The sequence below is a fragment of the Agrococcus baldri genome, from assembly GCA_900114805.1.
Lineage (GTDB): Bacteria > Actinomycetota > Actinomycetes > Actinomycetales > Microbacteriaceae > Agrococcus > Agrococcus baldri.
This window is the reverse complement of sequence record FOZN01000001.1, coordinates 126766-144942: the sequence shown is the minus strand read 5'-3', so window position 1 is coordinate 144942 and position 18177 is coordinate 126766. Positions and strand designations below refer to the sequence as shown.

General features: G+C 71.4%; 16 protein-coding genes. 13 read left to right on the top strand and 3 right to left on the bottom strand.

What is annotated here, in order from left to right:
* Positions 1 to 46: 46 nt before the first annotated feature.
* Positions 47 to 973 (top strand): cation diffusion facilitator family transporter, encoded by a 927-nt coding sequence (locus BM288_RS00680; protein ID WP_092914902.1) that lies wholly within the window; start codon positions 47 to 49, stop codon positions 971 to 973.
* A 633-nt stretch (positions 974 to 1606) separates the two neighbouring features.
* A complete protein-coding gene (locus BM288_RS14175; RefSeq protein ID WP_143102959.1) occupies positions 1607 to 2056 on the top strand; it encodes a hypothetical protein in 450 nt (149 codons plus the stop codon).
* A gap of 6 nt (positions 2057 to 2062) precedes the next feature.
* Here BM288_RS14175 and BM288_RS00670 read toward each other — a convergent pair whose 3' ends face one another.
* Positions 2063 to 3391 carry a M20/M25/M40 family metallo-hydrolase gene (locus tag BM288_RS00670; protein WP_092914898.1) on the bottom strand — a complete coding sequence of 443 codons (1329 nt, stop codon included), beginning with the start codon at positions 3389 to 3391 and terminating at the stop codon, positions 2063 to 2065.
* 24 nt (positions 3392 to 3415) lie between these two features.
* Here BM288_RS00670 and BM288_RS00665 point away from each other — a divergent pair, with 24 nt between their 5' ends.
* The 7 genes from BM288_RS00665 (at position 3416) to rpsO (ending at position 10951) form a co-directional block, all read left to right on the top strand.
* Positions 3416 to 4327, top strand: a complete 912-nt coding sequence (locus BM288_RS00665) for a N5-glutamine methyltransferase family protein (RefSeq protein ID WP_092914896.1) — start codon at positions 3416 to 3418, stop codon at positions 4325 to 4327.
* Positions 4328 to 4441: 114 nt separating this feature from the next.
* On the top strand, positions 4442 to 5311 hold the full coding sequence (locus BM288_RS00660) for a tryptophan 2,3-dioxygenase (RefSeq protein ID WP_092914894.1): 870 nt from the start codon (positions 4442 to 4444) through the stop codon (positions 5309 to 5311).
* Positions 5308 to 6357 (top strand): amidohydrolase family protein, encoded by a 1050-nt coding sequence (locus BM288_RS00655; protein WP_092914892.1) that lies wholly within the window; start codon positions 5308 to 5310, stop codon positions 6355 to 6357. The genes BM288_RS00660 and BM288_RS00655 overlap by 4 nt, the downstream gene beginning before the upstream one ends.
* The gene (locus tag BM288_RS00650) at positions 6354 to 7646 is read left to right on the top strand and encodes a kynureninase (RefSeq protein WP_092914890.1); all 1293 of its coding nucleotides are present in this window, start codon (positions 6354 to 6356) and stop codon (positions 7644 to 7646) included. The genes BM288_RS00655 and BM288_RS00650 overlap by 4 nt, the downstream gene beginning before the upstream one ends.
* Before the next feature lie 90 nt (positions 7647 to 7736).
* Positions 7737 to 9248, top strand: coding sequence for an aspartate ammonia-lyase (locus BM288_RS00645; protein WP_092914888.1), 1512 nt, complete (start codon positions 7737 to 7739; stop codon positions 9246 to 9248).
* A 50-nt stretch (positions 9249 to 9298) separates the two neighbouring features.
* On the top strand, positions 9299 to 10546 hold the full coding sequence (locus BM288_RS00640; RefSeq protein WP_092914886.1) for a PrsW family intramembrane metalloprotease: 1248 nt from the start codon (positions 9299 to 9301) through the stop codon (positions 10544 to 10546).
* 135 nt (positions 10547 to 10681) lie between these two features.
* Entirely contained in the window at positions 10682 to 10951 is a 270-nt protein-coding gene (gene rpsO, locus BM288_RS00635) for a 30S ribosomal protein S15 (protein WP_092914884.1), read from the top strand.
* Between the two features lie 87 nt (positions 10952 to 11038).
* On the opposite strand, the gene BM288_RS00630 is transcribed toward rpsO, so the two are convergent.
* Positions 11039 to 11908, bottom strand: a complete 870-nt coding sequence (locus BM288_RS00630; protein WP_092914882.1) for a hypothetical protein — start codon at positions 11906 to 11908, stop codon at positions 11039 to 11041.
* A 233-nt stretch (positions 11909 to 12141) separates the two neighbouring features.
* On the opposite strand from BM288_RS00630, the gene BM288_RS00625 reads away from it, so the two are divergent.
* The 4 genes from BM288_RS00625 (at position 12142) to BM288_RS00610 (ending at position 17676) form a co-directional block, all read left to right on the top strand.
* A complete protein-coding gene (locus tag BM288_RS00625; RefSeq protein WP_092914880.1) occupies positions 12142 to 14430 on the top strand; it encodes a polyribonucleotide nucleotidyltransferase in 2289 nt (762 codons plus the stop codon).
* Positions 14431 to 14513: 83 nt separating this feature from the next.
* Complete coding sequence (locus BM288_RS00620; protein ID WP_092914878.1) at positions 14514 to 15887, top strand: M16 family metallopeptidase; 1374 nt, start codon at positions 14514 to 14516, stop codon at positions 15885 to 15887.
* A 63-nt stretch (positions 15888 to 15950) separates the two neighbouring features.
* Positions 15951 to 16553 (top strand): histidine phosphatase family protein, encoded by a 603-nt coding sequence (locus BM288_RS00615; protein ID WP_092914876.1) that lies wholly within the window; start codon positions 15951 to 15953, stop codon positions 16551 to 16553.
* Between the two features lie 169 nt (positions 16554 to 16722).
* The gene (locus tag BM288_RS00610; RefSeq protein ID WP_092914874.1) at positions 16723 to 17676 is read left to right on the top strand and encodes an endonuclease domain-containing protein; all 954 of its coding nucleotides are present in this window, start codon (positions 16723 to 16725) and stop codon (positions 17674 to 17676) included.
* A 40-nt stretch (positions 17677 to 17716) separates the two neighbouring features.
* On the opposite strand, the gene BM288_RS00605 is transcribed toward BM288_RS00610, so the two are convergent.
* Positions 17717 to 18175, bottom strand: coding sequence for a GNAT family N-acetyltransferase (locus BM288_RS00605; protein ID WP_318255248.1), 459 nt, complete (start codon positions 18173 to 18175; stop codon positions 17717 to 17719).
* Positions 18176 to 18177: the final 2 nt, after the last annotated feature.

The following is an 18177-nucleotide window of genomic DNA, read 5'->3' as shown; positions in this document are numbered from 1 at the left end:
CTGGGTCGAGCGGCGAGCGCATGCGCTCGCTGAGCGGCGGGCACTGATGTCGGGCGGGCACGCGCACGGCCACAGCGCCGGCGGCGACGCTTCGAGCACGACGCGCATCGCCGTCGCGTTCGGCATCACCGCGGTGCTGCTGCTCGCGCAGATCGTCGGCTCGATCGTCACCGGCTCGCTCGCGCTGCTGGTCGACACCGTCCACATGCTGACGGATGTCGCCGGGCTCGGCGTCGCGCTCGGCGCGCAGCGGCTGCTGCGCCGGCCGCCGAGCGGGCGCCGCACGTGGGGGCTCGTGCGGGTCGAGGTGCTCGCGGCCGCCGCGCAGGCCGCGGCGCTGCTGATCGTCGCGCTGGTGGTGGTGATCGAGGGCGTGCGCCGGCTGGGCGAGCCGACCGAGGTGCCGGGGCCGCTGCTGCTGGTCTTCGGCGTCGTCGGGCTGGTGGGCAACCTCGTCTCGCTCGCGGTGCTCGCCGGCGGCCGCGGCTCGAGCCTCAACCTGCGGGCGGCGTTCCTCGAGGTGCTGAACGACGCGATCGGCTCGGTCGCAGTGATTGCGGCGGCGGTCGCCATCTGGGTCTGGGGCTTCCAGCAGGCCGACCTGATCGCGAGCGCGCTGGTGGCGGCGCTGATCGTGCCGCGCTCGATCGTGCTGTTGCGCGACACCGGCCGCATCCTGCTGGAGTCGGCGCCGCAGGAGATCGACCTCGAGGATGTGCGCGTGCACCTGATGGAGGTGGAGCACGTCGTGTCGGTGCACGACCTGCATGTCTCGACGCTCGGTACGGGCCTGCACCAGCTGACGGCGCACGTCGTGGTGGCGGAGAGCTGCTTCGGCGATGGTCACGCGCCGCGCATTCTCGATGCGCTGCAGGAGTGCGCCGCCGAGCACTTCCCGCTCCCGCTCGAGCACGCCACCTTCCAGCTCGAGCCCCCCGGCCACGCCGAGCACGAGCCGCACCTGCACGCCTGATCCAGGGCATCTCACTGAGGTGCCAACCGCCACCAAGCGCTCAGGGACGTTGCGGTGTCGGACGCTTGACACGAAGACTCCCGAGGTGCACCATCAACGCGAAGTCTCGGGCAGTTGGCGATTGGGCAATCCATGACAACGCAGACGTTGAACGTTCGGTTCCGTCCTCAATCGTTGACGCTTGCAGCGATCGTGATCGCTGCCTTCGTCGTGGGATTCGTGGTCTCGTTCGCTCCTGCCGCCGCACATGCTGGCGTCTCGACGGGCGGGACGGGAGCCTTCTCCTGGTCCGGTTCTTACCGCAACAATGCGACCGTTGCGACATACCCGTCGACCCATCAGGCCAACGCGTTCACCGACACCTGGCCAAACGGTCACACAGCACCGGCAGGCTGGGTCGGCTCCCGAGGCAGGCTCTTCAACGCCTCCACAGGCGCACTGCGATGCGAAGGCTCGAACCAATACAACCCGTCCGCACTTCCGTCAGGTTCTCACCAGGTCGGTGTCTCGTGCGTCATCTACCAGGCCGGAACCTGGTATAGCTATGGCGTGAGCCGCGCTTACAACGGATCGTCCTGGACCAACAGGTACACCTTCGCAAGTGGAAACCAAAACTCCTAAGAGGTGTCGACCATGAAGAAGCCAACTCGACTGGGCATCATCGTCGCGAGCGTCTGTGCGTGTCTACTCGGTCTGGGTGTCGGTACGGCGGCGGCGCAAGGAGCGTTCGTGCTCGCGCCAGCGGGATTGAGTCCGGCCGATGGTGCGGATTCTGCGACGGCACCAACACCTGAGTACGCCGTGAACGCTGAGGAGCTGACCTACGGCTCGGCCGCAGACGCGATCTCTCCCGACACAGAGCCGGATCTCATCCTCGTCGAATACTCGGCCGGAATGACCGGCTATGTCCTCAAGAGCGATCTCGACGGCGCCCAGGGGCCGGGTGACGAGGCCACCCCAGAGGAAGTGCTTGCGTGGCAGGCCGTGGAGGGGCAGTCTGACCGGAGCATTCCTGTCTATGACGTCAGCGGCCAAACGATCATCGGGGAGTTTGTGATCGCAGGAATTGACACCGAGCGATAGCTCGAATCAACTGCACGTCTCGAGCAGGTCGGCATACCAGCGGCAGCCGGCCAGCCAGGTGTCGATGCGGATGCGCTCATCGCGCGCGTGCAGCGTCAGCCGCTCCTCGCGGGTCATCTCGAACGGCGTGAAGCGGTAGACGCGGTCGGTGATGCGGTGCGCGTGCCGGCCGTCGGTGCCGCCGAGCATCACGTAGGGCACCGTCAGCACATCCGGCCGCAGCCGCGCGATCGCCGCCTCGAGGTCAGTCCAACCAGACCCCTCCGAAGGGCTCTCGGCGCTGGGCCCGTGCCCGTGCAGCACCGTCAGCTCGACCGCCTCGTCGGCGATCGCGCGCTCCATGAACGCGACGGTCTCCTCGACCGACGAGCCCAGCGCGATGCGCGCGTTGACCACCGCGACCGCCTCTTGGGCGAGCGCGTTCGGCGCCGCCGCGCCCGAGAGCTGCGTCACGACCGCCGTGGTCGCGAGCATCGCCCGCGTCTCGTCCTGCCGCGCCAGGATCCGCTCCACGAGCGGCCGCGAGCGCCGCACATTTCGCAGCACCGCGCCCTGCACACCCTCGGCCTCGGCGCCGAGCAGCTCGAGCATGCGCAGCGCGGGCTCGGGCAGCGAGCGCGGCCACTTCGCGAAGTCCAGCCGCCGAATGGCGCGCGCCAGCCGCGAGGTGGCCGGCAGTGCCGGCGGCGTCGACGCGTGCCCGCCCGTCTGCGCCACGCGCATCCGCACGTTGGCGAAGCCCTTCTCGGCCACCCCGACCACGGCGACGTCCTGCGTCACGCCCGTGATCGGAGGCTCGATGATCGCCCCGCCCTCGTCGAGCGCCCACGCGGGCCGCACGCCGCGCCGCTCGAGCTCGGCGATCGCCGACTCGGCGCCGGTGCCCATGGTCTCCTCGTCGTGCCCGAACACCAGCCAGACGTCGCGCGCGGGCACGAAGCCCGCTCCCAGCAGCGCGTCGATGGCGACGCAGATGGCGACGAGCGAGCCCTTGTCGTCGAGGGTGCCGCGGCCCCAGATATGGGTCTCGTCGCGGTGACCGGAATACGGCGGATGCGTCCAGGCCGCCCCGCCGATGCCGTCACCATCGGTCCGGTCGCCGTCGGGTGCGGGCACGACATCCTGGTGCGCCATCAGCAGCGCCGGCGCGCCCTCGCCGCGGCCGGGCCAGCGGGCGAGCATCGTGTCGCCGATCCACTCGGCCTCGAGGGCGGCGAAGAGCCGTAGGAAGCGCTCCTCGAGCGCTGCCCGGAAGGCCGGCAGCTGCTCGGGGGCCTCGGTGGGCACCTGCACGAGGGCGATCAGGTGCTCGGTGGCGTCATCGGCGATCTGCACTCGCGCAGGCTATCGTCGGCACCGATGGAACCCGCTGCACCGCACGGCTACGACGCCGAGGAAGCCGAGCTGCTCGCCAAGCTGCGCGGCGCCGGCAGCGTGTTCGCCGAGGAGGAGCTGGCCGAGCTGCAGGCTGCTGCCGAGGTGGACGACGACCTCGAAGCGCTGCGGTTCTTCGTCGAGCGGCGCACGCTCGGCGAGCCGATCGAGCACATCGTCGGCAGCGCCGCCTTCGCCGAGCTGCGCGTCGCCGTGCACGCGGGCGTGTTCGTGCCGCGTCGCCGCACGCTGCTGCTGGCGACCATCGTCGCCGACCGGCTGCGCGAGCTCGCCGACCGGCGCGCACCCGGCGAGCCAGCTCCGCGCCTGCTCGACCTCGGCTGCGGCACGGGCGCCATCGCGGCCCTCGCGATGCACCGCGTGCCGGGGATCGAGGTGGTCGCGATCGATTCCGACCCGGCCGCCGTGCGCTGCGCGCAGGTCAACCTGCCGGGCGCGGTGGTGGTGCGGGCGGACGAGATCGAGGCGCTGCACGGCCTGCCCGCCCCCGGCAGCATTGCGCCCGGCGCCGACGGACCCGGCCCCGACGCGCCAGGCACCGGCGCGCCCGCCGGCACCGGCGCATCCGCCCTGTTCGACGTCATCGCCGCCAACCTGCCCTACGTGCCGAGCGCCGAACTCGTGCACCTGCCGCACGACACCCTCGAGTACGAGTCGGCGCTCGCGCTCGACGGCGGCTTCGACGGGCTCGACCCGCTCGGCGAGCACGCCACCGCCATGGCCGCGCACCTGCGCACCGGCGGCATCGCCGTCACCGAGGTCGCGCCGCACCAGGTCGAGACGGCGGCGGCGATCCTCGAGGCGGTCGGCTTCTCGGCCATCGAGGTGCGCGGCGACGACGAGATCGGCGCGACCGCGCTCATCGCCACCCGGTGAGCGCGCTATCGATCCGTGGTCGGTGATGTGTGACCGCCGATCCGTGTCGGTGGCCCTGACGAAGCGGCCACCCGGCGCGTTACCGTGGGGCGACCCAGCAAAGAGGAGGCTGCCGTGAGCGTCGAGGACAACACCCGCGAGATCGAGGAGGGCGTCGTCACCGACCTGCGCGAGCGCATGACCTACGGCGGCTATCTCGGCCTCGACACGCTGCTCGCCTCGCAGCACCCCAAGAGCAGCCCCGAGCACCACGACGAGCTGCTGTTCATCATCCAGCACCAGACCACCGAGCTGTGGCTCAAGCTCGTCATCCATGAGCTCGACGATGCCCGCCGGCTGCTCGCGAGCGACGACCTGGGCGCGGCGCTCAAGCGCATCGCGCGCGTCAAGCACATCCAGGAGGTGCTGACGCAGCAGTGGTCGGTGCTCGCCACCCTCACGCCCACCGAGTACGCGCAGTTCCGCGGCTCGCTCGCGAGCGCCTCGGGCTTCCAGAGCGCGCAGTACCGGCAGGTCGAGTTCGCGCTCGGCAACAAGCACGCCCGCATGCTGCAGGTGTTCGAGTCGAACCCAGCCGACCACGCGGCGCTCGAGGCCGAGCTGCACCGGCCGAGCCTGTACGACGAGTTCCTGCGGCTGCTGGCGCGCCGCGGCCACGACGTGCCCGCCGAGCTGCTCGAGCGCGATGTCACCAAGGCGCACGTCTACACCGAGGCGCTCGTGCCGGTCTTCCAGAAGATCTACGAGGACGCCGGCCGGCCCGACGTCGACGAGGACTGGCGCGCCTACGAGGCCTGCGAGGAGCTCGTCGACCTCGAGGACAACTTCCAGTTCTGGCGCTTCCGTCACCTGCGCACCGTCACCCGCACGATCGGCATGAAGACCGGCACCGGCGGCTCGAGCGGCGTCGACTTCCTCAAGCGCGCGCTCGAGCTCACCTTCTTCCCCGAGCTCTACGTCGTGCGCACCCGGATCGAGGAGTGAGCCTCCCGATCATCGCCCGGGTGGATCGGGCGCGCATCGGCGGCCACTGGGTGACGGATGCGGTGGTCGAGCTCGGCGAGACCGGCATGCGCCTGGTGCCCCAAGACGAGATGCCGCCGAAGGTGCGCACGCGCATCCAGGGTGCCCTGCTGCCGCCGATCACCGACGCGCACGTGCACCTGGGACTGGCACAGGCGGCGCTGCGCGAGCCGACGGCGCTCGGCAGGGTGCTCGACCTCGGCTGGGCGCCGGATGCGCTGCCCGGGCTCATCGAGGCGGCGGGCGCCGCGCACCGCGGGCTCGACGTGCGCTTCGCGGGCCCCTTCCACGCCGCTGTCGGCGGCTACCCGTCCGACCGGGCGTGGGCGCCGCCGGGCGCCGTCGCCGAGCTGGCGGACGCGGCCGACGCGGCGCGCTCGATCCGCGCCCAGGCCGACTCCGGCGCATCCGTCATCAAGGTCGTGCTCAACAGCGACGACGGGCCCGTGCCCGACGACGGGCTGCTGGGCGCCATCTCCGCAGAGGCGCACGGCGCGGGGCTGCTGGTCGCCGCCCACGTGCAGGGCGCCGGGCAGGCCGCGCGGGCGCTCGCGGCAGGGGTCGACGTGCTCGCCCACACGCCCTGGACGGAGCGGCTGAGCGACGACGTCATCCGTGCGGCCGCGGCCGGGCAGACGTGGATCTCGACGCTCGCGATGCACGGCCGCGACGGTGACGAGCTCGCCTTCGCGCGCGCCACCGACAACTTGGCGCGCTTCGCCGCAGCCGGGGGAGCGGTCGCCTACGGCACCGACCTCGGCAACGGCATCGAGCGCTTCGACCTCGACCCGCACGAGCTCGCCGCGCTACGGCAGGCGGGCATTGAGGGCACCGCGCTCGTCGACGCGCTGCTCGCCGAGTGGCTGCTGCCGCCCGGGCCCGTGGTGACCAGCGGCATGCCGGAGGTGCACGACGACGACTCGTTGATCGATGCGCTGCTAGGGCCGGCCCGGCACCGGCCGCGTTCGCGATCGATCACCTGGTTCGACCTGGAGGAGGACGCATGACCACCGCAGACCCCGGCATCGCCGCACCTGCCGACGGCGGCACCGCCGCGCTGGCCGCGCAGCTCGACGCCGCCGACCCGCTCGCCGCCCACACGAGCGCCTTCGTGCGCGACGGCGACGTCGTCTCCTACCTCGACGGCAACTCGCTCGGGCGCCCGCTCGCGTCGCTGCCGGAGCGCTTCGCCGGCTTCATCGAGGGCGACTGGGGCGGCCGCCTCATCCGCGCCTGGGACGAGCAGTGGATGGAGCGGCCCTTCGCGCTCGGCGACCGTATCGGCGCGCTCGTCGGCGCCGCCGCCGGCCAGGCCTTCGTCGGCGACTCCACCACGGTGCTGCTCTACAAGCTCGTGCGCGCGGCCGTCGACGCGCAGCTGAAGGCCGATCCCGCGCGCACCGAGATCGTCATCGACGACGACAACTTCCCGACCGACCGCTTCATCGTCGAGGGGGTCGCAGCCGAGCGCGGCATGACGATCCGGTGGATCGAGGCCGACCCGGCGAGCGGCGTCACGCTCCAGCAGGTGCAGGAGGCGGTCAGCGAGCGCACGGCGCTCGTGCTGCTCAGCCACGTCGCCTACCGCTCGGGCTTCGTCGCCGACCTGCCCGACATCACCGCAGCCGTGCACGAGGCCGGCGGCCTGATGCTGTGGGACCTGTGCCACTCGGCGGGCGTGATCCCGACCGAGCTCGACGCGGCCGGCGTCGACCTGGCGGTCGGGTGCACCTACAAGTACCTGAACGGCGGGCCCGGCTCGCCCGCCTTCGGCTACGTCGCGCAGCGGCTGCAGGGCAGCCTCGCCCAGCCCATCCAGGGCTGGATGGGGGCGGCGGATGTCTTCGGCATGGAGCGCGAGTACCGGGCCGCGCGCGACCTGCGCGGCTTCCTCTCCGGCACCCCGCCCGTGCTCGCCACCGTCGCCCTCGAGGCGATGCTCGAGGTCATCGAGCAGGTGGGGATCGCGGCCATCCGCGAGAAGTCGATCGCGCTCACCGATTTCGCCGAGGCGGCGCTGCGCGAGCACGTGCTCCCGCACGGCGAGGAGGGCGACCGCGCGGTGCTCGCGAGCCCGCCCGCCGGGCCGCACCGGGGCAGTCACCTGACGGTGACGCATCCGTCGTTCTCTGCCGTGAACGCCGCGCTCTGGGAGCAGGGAGTGATCGGCGACTTCCGAGCGCCCGACGGCATCCGCATCGGCCTGTCGCCGCTGTCGACGACCTTCGCCGAGGTCGAGCTCGGCATCGCCGCGCTCGGGGAGGCGATGCGCGCCGAGCGCCGCCGGGCATCGTGATGCGCTCCGGGCTAGGCTCATGGCGCGGGTCCACCCAGCCGCACCCAGACAACGCCGCCCACGAGGCCTGACCAGGCAATGGAGCCAGCCATGACCGATGTTCCCGCATACAAGCTCGACCCGGCACCGCAGGGGGAGCACACGTACACGGGCCCGACCCGCATGGAGCGCGACTCGCTCGGCGAGCTGCCCGTGCCCGCCGACGCCTACTGGGGCATCCACACCGAGCGCGCGCTGATCAATTTCCCGATCACCGGCCGCTCCATCTCGGTCTACTCCGACCTCGTCAACGCGCTCGCCGTCGTCAAGCAGGCGTGCGCGCGGGCGAACAAGGAGATCGGCGTCCTCGACGCCGCCAAGGCCGACATGATCGACCACATCTGCCGTCGCATCCAGGCGGGCGAGCTGCACGACCAGTTCAAGGTGGGCGTCATCCAGGGCGGCGCCGGCACCTCGACGAACATGAACACCAACGAGGTGATCGCGAACGCTGCGCTGGTCGAGCTCGGCCACGCCAAGGGCGAGTACGAGCACTTCCACCCGATCGACGACGTCAACCGCTCGCAGTCGACGAACGACACCTACCCCACGTCGATCAAGGTCGCGATGGCCTTCACGCTGCGGCGCCTGCTCGACGAGCTCTCGAGGCTGACGGATGCGCTGGACGCGAAGGCGCGCGAGTTCCACGACGTGCTCAAGGTCGGCCGCACCCAGCTGCAGGACGCGGTGCCGATGACGCTCGGGCAGGAGTTCCGCGGCTTCGCCGTGACCCTGCGCGAGGACTACGACCGACTCGAGGAGACCATCAAGTGGCTCGGCGAGGTCAACCTGGGCGCCACCGCGATCGGCACCGGCATCACCGCCGACCCGCGCTACGCGGAGGCCGCCGCCCGCCACCTGGCCGAGCTCACCGGGCTGCCGATCGTCACGGCCAGCGACCTGGTGGAGGCGACCAGCGACACCGGCGTGTTCATGACCGTCTCGGGCGCGCTCAAGCGCTGCGCGGTGAAGCTCTCGAAGATCTGCAACGACCTGCGGCTGCTCTCCTCCGGCCCGCAGGCGGGGCTGGGCGAGATCTCGCTGCCCGCCAAGGCGGCAGGCTCGTCGATCATGCCCGGCAAGGTCAACCCGGTCATCCCCGAGGTCGTCAACCAGGTGGCGTTCGCCGTCATCGGCTCCGACGCCACGGTCACCGCCGCATCCGAGGCCGGTCAGCTGCAGCTCAACGCCTTCGAGCCGGTCATCACCCACCAGATCCTGCAGAGCCTGCACTGGATGACGCAGGCGTGCATGACCCTGCGCGTCAACTGCATCGACGGCATCGAGGCCAACCACGAGCGGCTCGCGCTCATGGTCGGCAGCTCGGTCGGCGTCGTCACCGCGCTGACGCCCTACCTCGGCTACACCGACTCGGCGAAGCTCGCGCACGAGGCGCTCACCAGTGACAAGTCGATCGCCGACCTGGTGGTCGACAGCGGCCTGATGGACCGCGAGCGGGTCGAGAAGCTGCTCGCGCCCGCGCGGCTGTCCGGCCTGCAGCCGGTCACGCAGGCGATGCCGGTGATCGTGCCGGAGCAGCTGCCGGACGACGAGCGCTCCTGACCCGAGCCGCCCGCGACGCAGGGCGGGACGCCTCCCGATACGATCCCCGGGTGAGCGCCCCCGTCCCGCCGTCCCCCTTCGCGCCCAGGTCCGGCCCCAACGTCGGATTCATCGCCGGCGTGGTCGGCGTCGTCGTGCTGGCGCTCGCGTCGATCGCCGTCATCTTCATCCTCGACGGCGCCATCGGGGACTCGGCGCTGGTCGCGGGCTCAGGCCTGATGGCGCTGTTCCCGCTGGGCTTCGTCGTCTGGGCGGTGCTGGCGATCGATCGCTGGGAGCCAGAGCCGCGCATCGCGATGTGGTTCGCGGCCCTCTGGGGCGGCATCGCCGCCGTGCTGCTGACGCTGTGGCTGAACGAGGCGGTGCTGCAGCCGCTCGTGGCGCCGTGGCTGAGCTCGCAGGAGCAGTTCGAGTTCTACGCCACCGTCATCCAGGCGCCGATCACCGAGGAGCTGTGGAAGGCGATCCCGGTCGTCATCATGTTCCTGTTCTTTCGGAAGGCCTTCGACGGCCCGGTCGACGGCATCGTGTTCGCGGCGCTCTCGGCGGCCGGCTTCGCCTTCACCGAGAACATCCTCTACTTCGGCACCTCCATCAGCGAGAGCGGCGACGGCTCGTTCATCTTCTTCATGCGCGGCATCATGAGCCCGCTGACCCACGCCATCTTCACCTCGGTCGGCATCGGCCTGGCGTTGGGCTTCGCCGCCCGGCTGCGCAGCCGCTGGTGGATCCTGCTCGCGTTCCCGGCCGGCCACCTCGTCTCGGCGCTGCTGCACGCGCTGTGGAACTCGGCGAGCTGGTGGGTGCCGGGCGACACGCTCGGCTTCTTCGTCTACTACCTGGTGGTGCAGGTGCCGCTGTGCCTGCTCGCGGCGGGAGTCGTGTGGCTGCTGCTGCGGCAGGAGAAGAAGATCACGCGCGTGCGGCTGCACGACTACGGTCGCGCCGGCTGGTTCAGCTACGACGAGGTCGAGCTGCTCTCCTCCGGCGACGGCCGCTCGCTGCTGATGGACTGGAGTCGTCAGCGAGGGCTGCGCAAGCAGATGCAGCAGTACATCCAGACCTCCACCAGGCTCGCCAACCACCGGCAGCACGCGCTGGTCGGGCGCGACCGTGCCCGGCACGTGGCCGACGAGGCGGGCCTGCTCGCGAAGCTCATGCATCTGCGCCGCGCGATGGCGACCGTTGCCATCGGCCAGCCCGTGCCGATGCAGCAGGGGATGCCCGTGGCGGCGCACGCGGGCGCGCGCGTGCAGCGCTTCGGCGACCTGGAGCCGGGCTGGACGCAGCGCCGCTGACTCTCGCGGGATCCACGCCGCCGCAGGCGGCCGAGACCTGGTAGTCTTGGCCGGTTGCCGTGAATCGGCCGCGGACAAAGAGCGCTCGTGCATCCAGCACGGGCACCGCGCTGCGAGGAGAGAGGGGCCCCATACATGAGCCTGAACGCAGACATCAAGAAGGCCATCATCGAGGAGTACGCCACGCACGAGGGCGACACCGGGAGCCCCGAGGTGCAGGTCGCGATGCTGTCGCGCCGCATCCTCGACCTCACGGAGCACCTGAAGGAGCACAAGCACGACCACCACTCGCGTCGTGGTCTGCTGCTGCTCGTCGGTCAGCGCCGTCGCCTGCTCGGCTACCTCCAGGATGTTGACATCACGCGCTACCGCACGCTCATCGAGCGTCTCGGCCTGCGCCGCTAGCCTTCCAGCGTTCACGAAGGGCCGTCCCCGCGGGGGCGGCCCTTCTGCGTCGTCCGAGGCGGCACGTTCCGTCGCCCGCGCGATCGCTCAGGCGGCGTTGCGCACCAGCGCCATCGCGAACGCGACCGCGATCGTCGACAGCGCCAGCACCGCACCGGCGCCCAGCGCTGCGAGCGCCTGCCGCCGACTGCTCGGAAGCTGGGCGATCGACGCGGGCATCGGCCGTGCCGCCCGCGCTGGCTGCCGCCCCTGATCGGCGACCAGGGAGCGGATGCGGTGCACCAGCACCTGCACGTCGGGGTCTGTCATGCGCCAGGGCCTCGCGGCGACGACCGTGAGCCTGCCGGAGGTGACCTCGAGCTCGAGCGGCAGCGGCGCCTCCCGCAGCAGCTGCTGCAGGCCGGGCGGAGGACCGCCCTCCGCCGCGCGTGCCTGCGGACCGAGCCACGGCACCTCCAGGTAGCCGCGCAGCACCTCGGGGCCGCCGCGCCGCTCTGCGATGCGATGCCGCCACACGCCCCACTCGGCACCGTCGGCGGCGCGCAGCACGTCGACGCCCAGCTGGTCGAACCCCTGCCGCAGCAGCCCCGCCTGCTTCATCGGCATCCGGACCCGCTGCGCGTACGAGAGGTCGTTGACGGCCGCGAACGGCACGAGCCCGGCTGCGCGACGCAGCGCATCCCGTCGTCGCAGCCAGCGCCAGACCAGCAGGACCGTACCGATCGCGGTCATGACGGCCCCGACGATCGTCATCTCGAGCTCGTCACCGCTCGTGAGCCCGACCAGCAGGATGAGCGCACCCGGCAGCAGCAGCCCCCAGCCGGCGATCGCGAGGCCGACGCCTGGCACGTCGGTCGCCTGGCGATGCTCGCGCAGCCAGGCGCGCGCCGCCCGGCGCCCGGCACGACCGAGCGGCTGCTGCAGCGGGCGGAGGTCGGGGGAGCGGATGCTGGCCACCGCGGGAGCATAGCGGGCGGCTCCAGCGATTCCGGTGCGCTGACTGCTAGCATCGACTCGGCCGCAGCAGTTGACCGCGGCCATCGCGCATCCGCAGACGAGGCCGAGAGGCTGGTCGTTGGTGGAGGATGCCGAAGCCGAGCTTCGACCTCGCCCACTGATGACCACCTCCTCGCCGCACCGATGCGCGGATATCGACAGCGCGCTCGCGCGCCCACGAGAGGAGTGACCCTATGGAGGGTCCCGAGATCACATTCGCCGAAGCCGTCATCGACAACGGCCGCTTCGGCACCCGCACCGTCCGCTTCGAGACCGGCCGCCTGGCGCAGCAGGCTCAGGGCGCCGCGGTCGCGTACATCGACGAGGAGACGATGCTGCTGAGCGCCACGAGCGTCTCGAAGCACCCGAAGGACCACTTCGACTTCTTCCCGCTGACGGTGGACGTCGAGGAGCGCATGTACGCCGCGGGCCGCATCCCCGGCTCGTTCTTCCGCCGCGAGGGCCGCCCCTCGACCGACGCCATCCTGACCTGCCGCCTCATCGACCGGCCGCTGCGCCCGTCGTTCGTGGAGGGCATTCGCAACGAGGTGCAGGTCGTCGTGACCGTGCTGGCGATCGACCCCGACGAGATCTACGACTCGCTCGCGATCAACGCGGCATCGATGTCGACCCAGCTCAGCGGCCTGCCCTTCGACGGCCCGATCGGCGGTGTGCGCGTCGCGCTCATCGACGGCCAGTGGGTCGCGTTCCCGAAGCACTCGCAGCTCGAGCAGGCCGTGTTCAACATGGTCGTCGCCGGCCGCGTGGTCACCGACGCCGCAGGCGCCGAGGATGTCGCGATCATGATGGTCGAGGCCGAGGCCACCGACAACTCGTGGACGCTCATCGAGGGCGGCGCCGTGAAGCCGACCGAGGAGATCGTCGCGCAGGGCCTCGAGGCCTCGAAGCCCTTCATCAAGCAGCTCGTCGCCGCCCAGGCGGAGGTCGCCAAGACCGCCGCCAAGGAGACGCAGGAGTACCCGCTCTTCCCGCCGTACACCGACGAGGCGCTGGAGGCAGTCCGCGGCATCGCCAAGGACCGCCTGACCGAGGTCTACCAGATCGCCGGCAAGCTCGAGCGCAACGCCGCCGACGACGCGCTCAAGGAGCAGGTCAAGCAGGAGATCAACGAGCGCATCGAGCGCGGCGAGCTCTCGCCGAGCATCGCGGGCGACGTCTCCGGCGCCTACAAGTCCGTCACCAAGGAGGTCGTCCGCGGACGCATCCTCTCCGAGGGCGTGCGCATGGACGGTCGCGGCCTCGCTGACATCCGTCCGCTCGACGCCGAGGTGGCGGTCGTGCCGCGCGTGCACGGCTCCGCCATCTTCCAGCGCGGCGAGACCCAGATCATGGGCATCACCACGCTCAACATGCTCAAGCTCGAGCAGCAGATCGACTCGCTGAGCCCTGTCACCACGAAGCGCTACATGCACAACTACAACTTCCCGCCGTACTCGACCGGTGAGACGGGTCGCGTCGGCAGCCCGAAGCGCCGCGAGATCGGCCACGGCGCCCTGGCCGAGCGCGCGCTCGTGCCCGTGCTGCCCAGCCGCGAGGACTTCCCCTACGCGATCCGCCAGGTCTCGGAGGCGCTGGGCTCGAACGGCTCGACGTCGATGGGCTCGGTCTGCGCCTCGACGCTCGCGCTGCTCAACGCCGGTGTGCCGCTCAAGGCTCCGGTCGCGGGCATCGCGATGGGCCTGGTCAGCGACACGGTCGACGGCGAGACCCGCTACGCGGCGCTCACCGACATCCTGGGCGCTGAGGACGCGCTCGGCGACATGGACTTCAAGGTCGCCGGCACGCCGGAGTACATCACGGCCATCCAGCTCGACACGAAGCTCTCGGGCCTGCCGGCCTCGGTGCTCACGGGTGCGCTCACGCAGGCGAAGGAGGCGCGCACGAAGATCCTCGAGGTCCTCACGGCCGCCATCGACGCTCCGGACGAGATGGCGCCCACCGCGCCGCGCGTCATCAGCGTGCAGATCCCGGTCGACAAGATCGGCGAGCTGATCGGCCCGAAGGGCAAGACGATCAACCAGATCCAGGACGACACGGGCGCCCAGATCTCGATCGAGGACTCGGGTGTCGTCTACATCGGTGCCGTCGACGGTCCCTCGGCGGAGGCCGCGCGCGCCGCGGTCAACGCGATCGCGAACCCCTCGAACCCCGAGCCCGGCGAGCGCTTCCTCGGCACGGTCGTGAAGATCGCGTCGTTCGGCGCCTTCGTCTCGCTCATGCCCGGCCGCGACGGCCTGCTGCACGTGACGGCCATGCGCGCCCTCAACGGCGGCAAGCGCATCGAGGCCGTCGAGGACGTCGTCTCGGTCGGTCAGAAGATCCAGGTGCAGATCACCAAGATCGACGACCGCGGCAAGCTCTCGCTCGAGGTCGTCGACGACAGCGAGCCGGTCGCCCCGACCGCCGCAGCCGGCGACGCCGAGTCCTCGGTGTCCTCGGTCTCGGCCGACTCCGCGGAGTAACCGAGCCCCGCACGACGACGGATGCCCTCACCCGGCCGGGTGGGGGCATCCGTCGTCTGTGCGCACGCGGGTAGAGTCGACGGATGCCTGCTGTCGCCCTGCCGCTCGAGACCCCAGAGATCGTCATCAACGCCGCGGGCGACGCGGTGGTGCGCAGGAGCGTGCTGCCCAGCGGCGTGCGCGTGCTGACCGAGCAGGTGCCGGGGGCGGCGAGCGCCTCGGTGGGCTTCTGGGTGCCGGTGGGCTCGCGCGACGAGCGCGAGGACGCGCGCGGGGCGACGCACTTCCTCGAGCACCTGCTGTTCAAGGGCACGCCCACCCGCACGGCCTTCGACATCGCCGTCGCCTTCGACGAGGTGGGCGGCGAGCACAACGCGCTCACCGCCAAGGAGCACACCTGCTACTACGCCAAGGTGCGCGACCGCGATCTCGGCATGGCCGTCGACGTGCTGGCCGACATGGTGACCTCCTCCGTGCTCGACGCGGACGAGTTCGAGCACGAGCGCGAGGTCATCCTGGAAGAGCTCGCGATGGCCGACGACGACCCGGGCGACGTCGCGGGGGAGCGGCTGAGCGAGCTCGTGCACGGCCTCGAGGCGCCGCTGGGCCGCCCGATCGGGGGCACGAACGAGTCGATCCGCGCCGTCTCGCGCGACCGCGTCGCCGAGCACTACCGCGAGCACTACGACGCGAGCGACCTCGTCGTCACGGTCGCCGGCGCCGTCGACCACGACACGGTGGTCGAGCAGCTGCAGGAGGCGCTGGGCCGCTACGGGTGGCCGCTCGCGGACGCCGAGCCGAAGGCGCGCCGCGACGGCGCGCTGCAGCCGTACACCGCAGGCGGGCTCACGGTCGTGCGGCGCCCGCTCGAGCAGGTCAGCCTGATGATCGGCACGCCCGGGCTCACCGCGCTCGACCCGCGCCGCAGCACCATGGCGGTGCTCAACGCCGTGCTGGGCGCCGGTATGTCGTCGCGGCTGTTCCAGGAGATCCGCGAGCGGCGCGGCCTGGCGTACTCGGTCTACTCCTTCGCCTCCGGCTACGCCGACGCGGGCCTGATGGGCATGGCGGCGGCCTGCCAGCCGCACAAGACGCTCGAGGTCGCCACGCTCATGCTCGCCGAGCTCGAGCGGCTCGCCGACGGCGCGAGCGAGGAGGAGCTGCGCCGCGCGAAGGGGCAGCTCGCCGGCGGCTCGGCGCTCGCGCTCGAGGAGAGCGACACGCGCATGGCGCGCCTGGGGCGGGCGGAGCTGACGCTCGGGGAGTACCTCGACATCGACGCGACGCTCGAGCGCATCGAGCGGGTCACCGACGCGGATGTGCGCGCCCTGGCAGCGGAGCTCGCGAGCGGCGCGCGCTCGATCTCGGCGGTCGGGCAGGTCCCGGAGGGGCTCGAGCGGCTTGTCGCCGCCGGCAATCGGGGTACGGTGGGAGCAGCGGTCCCAGCCGCTCACTGAGCGCACGTTCGCGTGCCTCCCACGAACTGACCGGGCGCATCGGCGCGCCCACACGGAGGAATGATGGCGCACCTGCTCTACCTGGTCCGACACGGTGAGCAGCTGGATGCGGAGCACGGCGTCGACGACGGCAAGCTCTCCGCCCGCGGGGTGCGGCAGGCGCAGGCGATCGCGCAGCGGCTCTCGGGCGTGCACTTCGATCATGCGTGGACGTCGCCGCTCACGCGCGCGACCGAGACGGCGTCGATCATGCAGCAGCGGCTGCCGGCGGTCGAGTTCGAGAAGTCATCGCTGCTGCTCGACTGCATCCCCTCCGGCAAGACGGAGCACACGCCCGCGGGCTTCCACCGCTTCCTTGAGAGCGTGCGCCCCGAGGAGGCCGAAGCCGGCGCCGCGCAGATGCACGACGCGGGGGAGCAGTGGCTGCGGCCCTCGCGCGGCGACGTCAACGAGCTGCTCGTCACCCACAACTTCGTCATCGGCTGGTTCGTGCGCGAGGTCATGCAGTCGCCCGAGTGGCAGTGGATGAGCCTCAACCAGGCCAATTGCGGCCTCACGATCATCCGTCGCCGCACTGGCAAGCCGCCGCAGCTCGTGGTGCACAACGACCTCGGCCACCTGCCCGCCGAGGAGCGCACCGGCATGCCGCTGCCGCAGCCCTACTGAGCGCCGCGCCGGTCAGTTGAGGTTTTGCGTCCGAGTTGACACTCCGGAGGACGCAAACCCTCAACTCGCTGTGACTGCTGCCGGGTGGCGGCACCCAGTCGTTGCCTCACTGTCCACAAGTGGGCGGATCCGCCGCGCAGCCCGAGCGCGTGTCGAGCACCCTGCACCCATGGCCGGGCACACCCAGATCGACGAACTCGCAGGCGCACCATCGGTCAGCGTCGCGGCGCTGCGTGCACGCGGGGTGAGCGAGAAGCGGCTGCGCGCGAAGTCGCTCGTCCGGCCGTTCCGGGGCATCCGGGCAGCTGGCATTGCGGAGGACCTGGCCGGCCGGGCGCGGCAATACGCGCCACGCCTGCGCCCGGGCCAGGCCTTCGGCGGCACCGCCGCGGCAGCGACCCTGGGACTGCCGCTCCCGATCTCGGCCGATCAGGATCCCGTCACCATCGTCGTCCCGCGCGGTGCGTACCGCCCGCGCACCGCCGGTATCGAGAGCATCTCCCTCCTGCAGCAACGGCTCGTCGTCTGGCGCATTGACGACATACCGGTGACGTCGCCGATCCTGACCCTCTGCACCCTCGCGCGCACGCTCGACGTGGATGCGCTCATCGTGGTCGCCGATGCGCTGATGGCGCCTCGCGATCGCTACCCGCAGCTCCGCTTCGACCGTCCTGCGGCGACGCCAGAGCGGCTCGCGGCCGCGCTGCGCGTCTGGGCCGGAGCACCGGGCGCCGACCGGCTTCGCTCCGCCCTCGAAGAGGCACGGCCGGGCGTCGATTCGCCGATGGAGACGCCGACGCGGTGCCTCCTCGTGCGGGCGGGGCTGCCTGAGCCGGAGATCAACGGCGAGATCTTCTACGAGGGCCGGCTGATCGCCCAGCCCGATCTGCTCTACCGGGAAGCGAAAGTGGCGATCGAGTACGACGGCGAGCAGCACTTCCTCGACCCCAAGCAGCGCGCCCATGACCTCGCGCGCGACGAGCGGCTGCGCGCACTCGGCTGGGTCGTCATACGCCTCAGCGCGACGATGCTCGGCAAACCCTGGCAGATCGTCGAGCGCGTGCGGACCGCGCTCGCTCGCGCGCCGATCGCACACGCGTCGCACGCGCGGGTGGCGAGTTGAGGCTTTGCGCCCTTCCGAGTGTCAACTCGGACGCAAACCCTCAACTGACGGGCTTCGCGAACCAGCTCGTGGCGTTCGGGTTGTCGTTGTAGGCGGGCACGGATGCGTAGCCGCGGCTCGCGTAGAGGCCGTTGGCGGCCGCGAGGGCCTTGTTGGTGTCGAGCACGACCTCGCGCGCGCCCAGCTCGACGGCCCTTGCCTCGAGCGCGGCCAGCAGCGCTGCGCCGGTGCCCTGACCGCGGCCTGCCGGCGCGACGTACAGGTGCTTCACCTCGAAGCGCTCCGGCGCGAGCCGTCGCAGGGCGCCGCAGCCGACCGGCTCGTCGCCGCGCCAGGCCACCAGGAACGCGCCATCGGGCGCACGGAGGGTCGCCGGATCGGCGGGCTTCGGTGTGTAGACGCCGCCGATGAAGGTGATGGCGCGGTCGGTGAAGTACGCCTGCAGCAGCGACTGAGCGACGTCGGTGGCCGGGTCCTCGGGAGCGATCGTGATGGGCACCC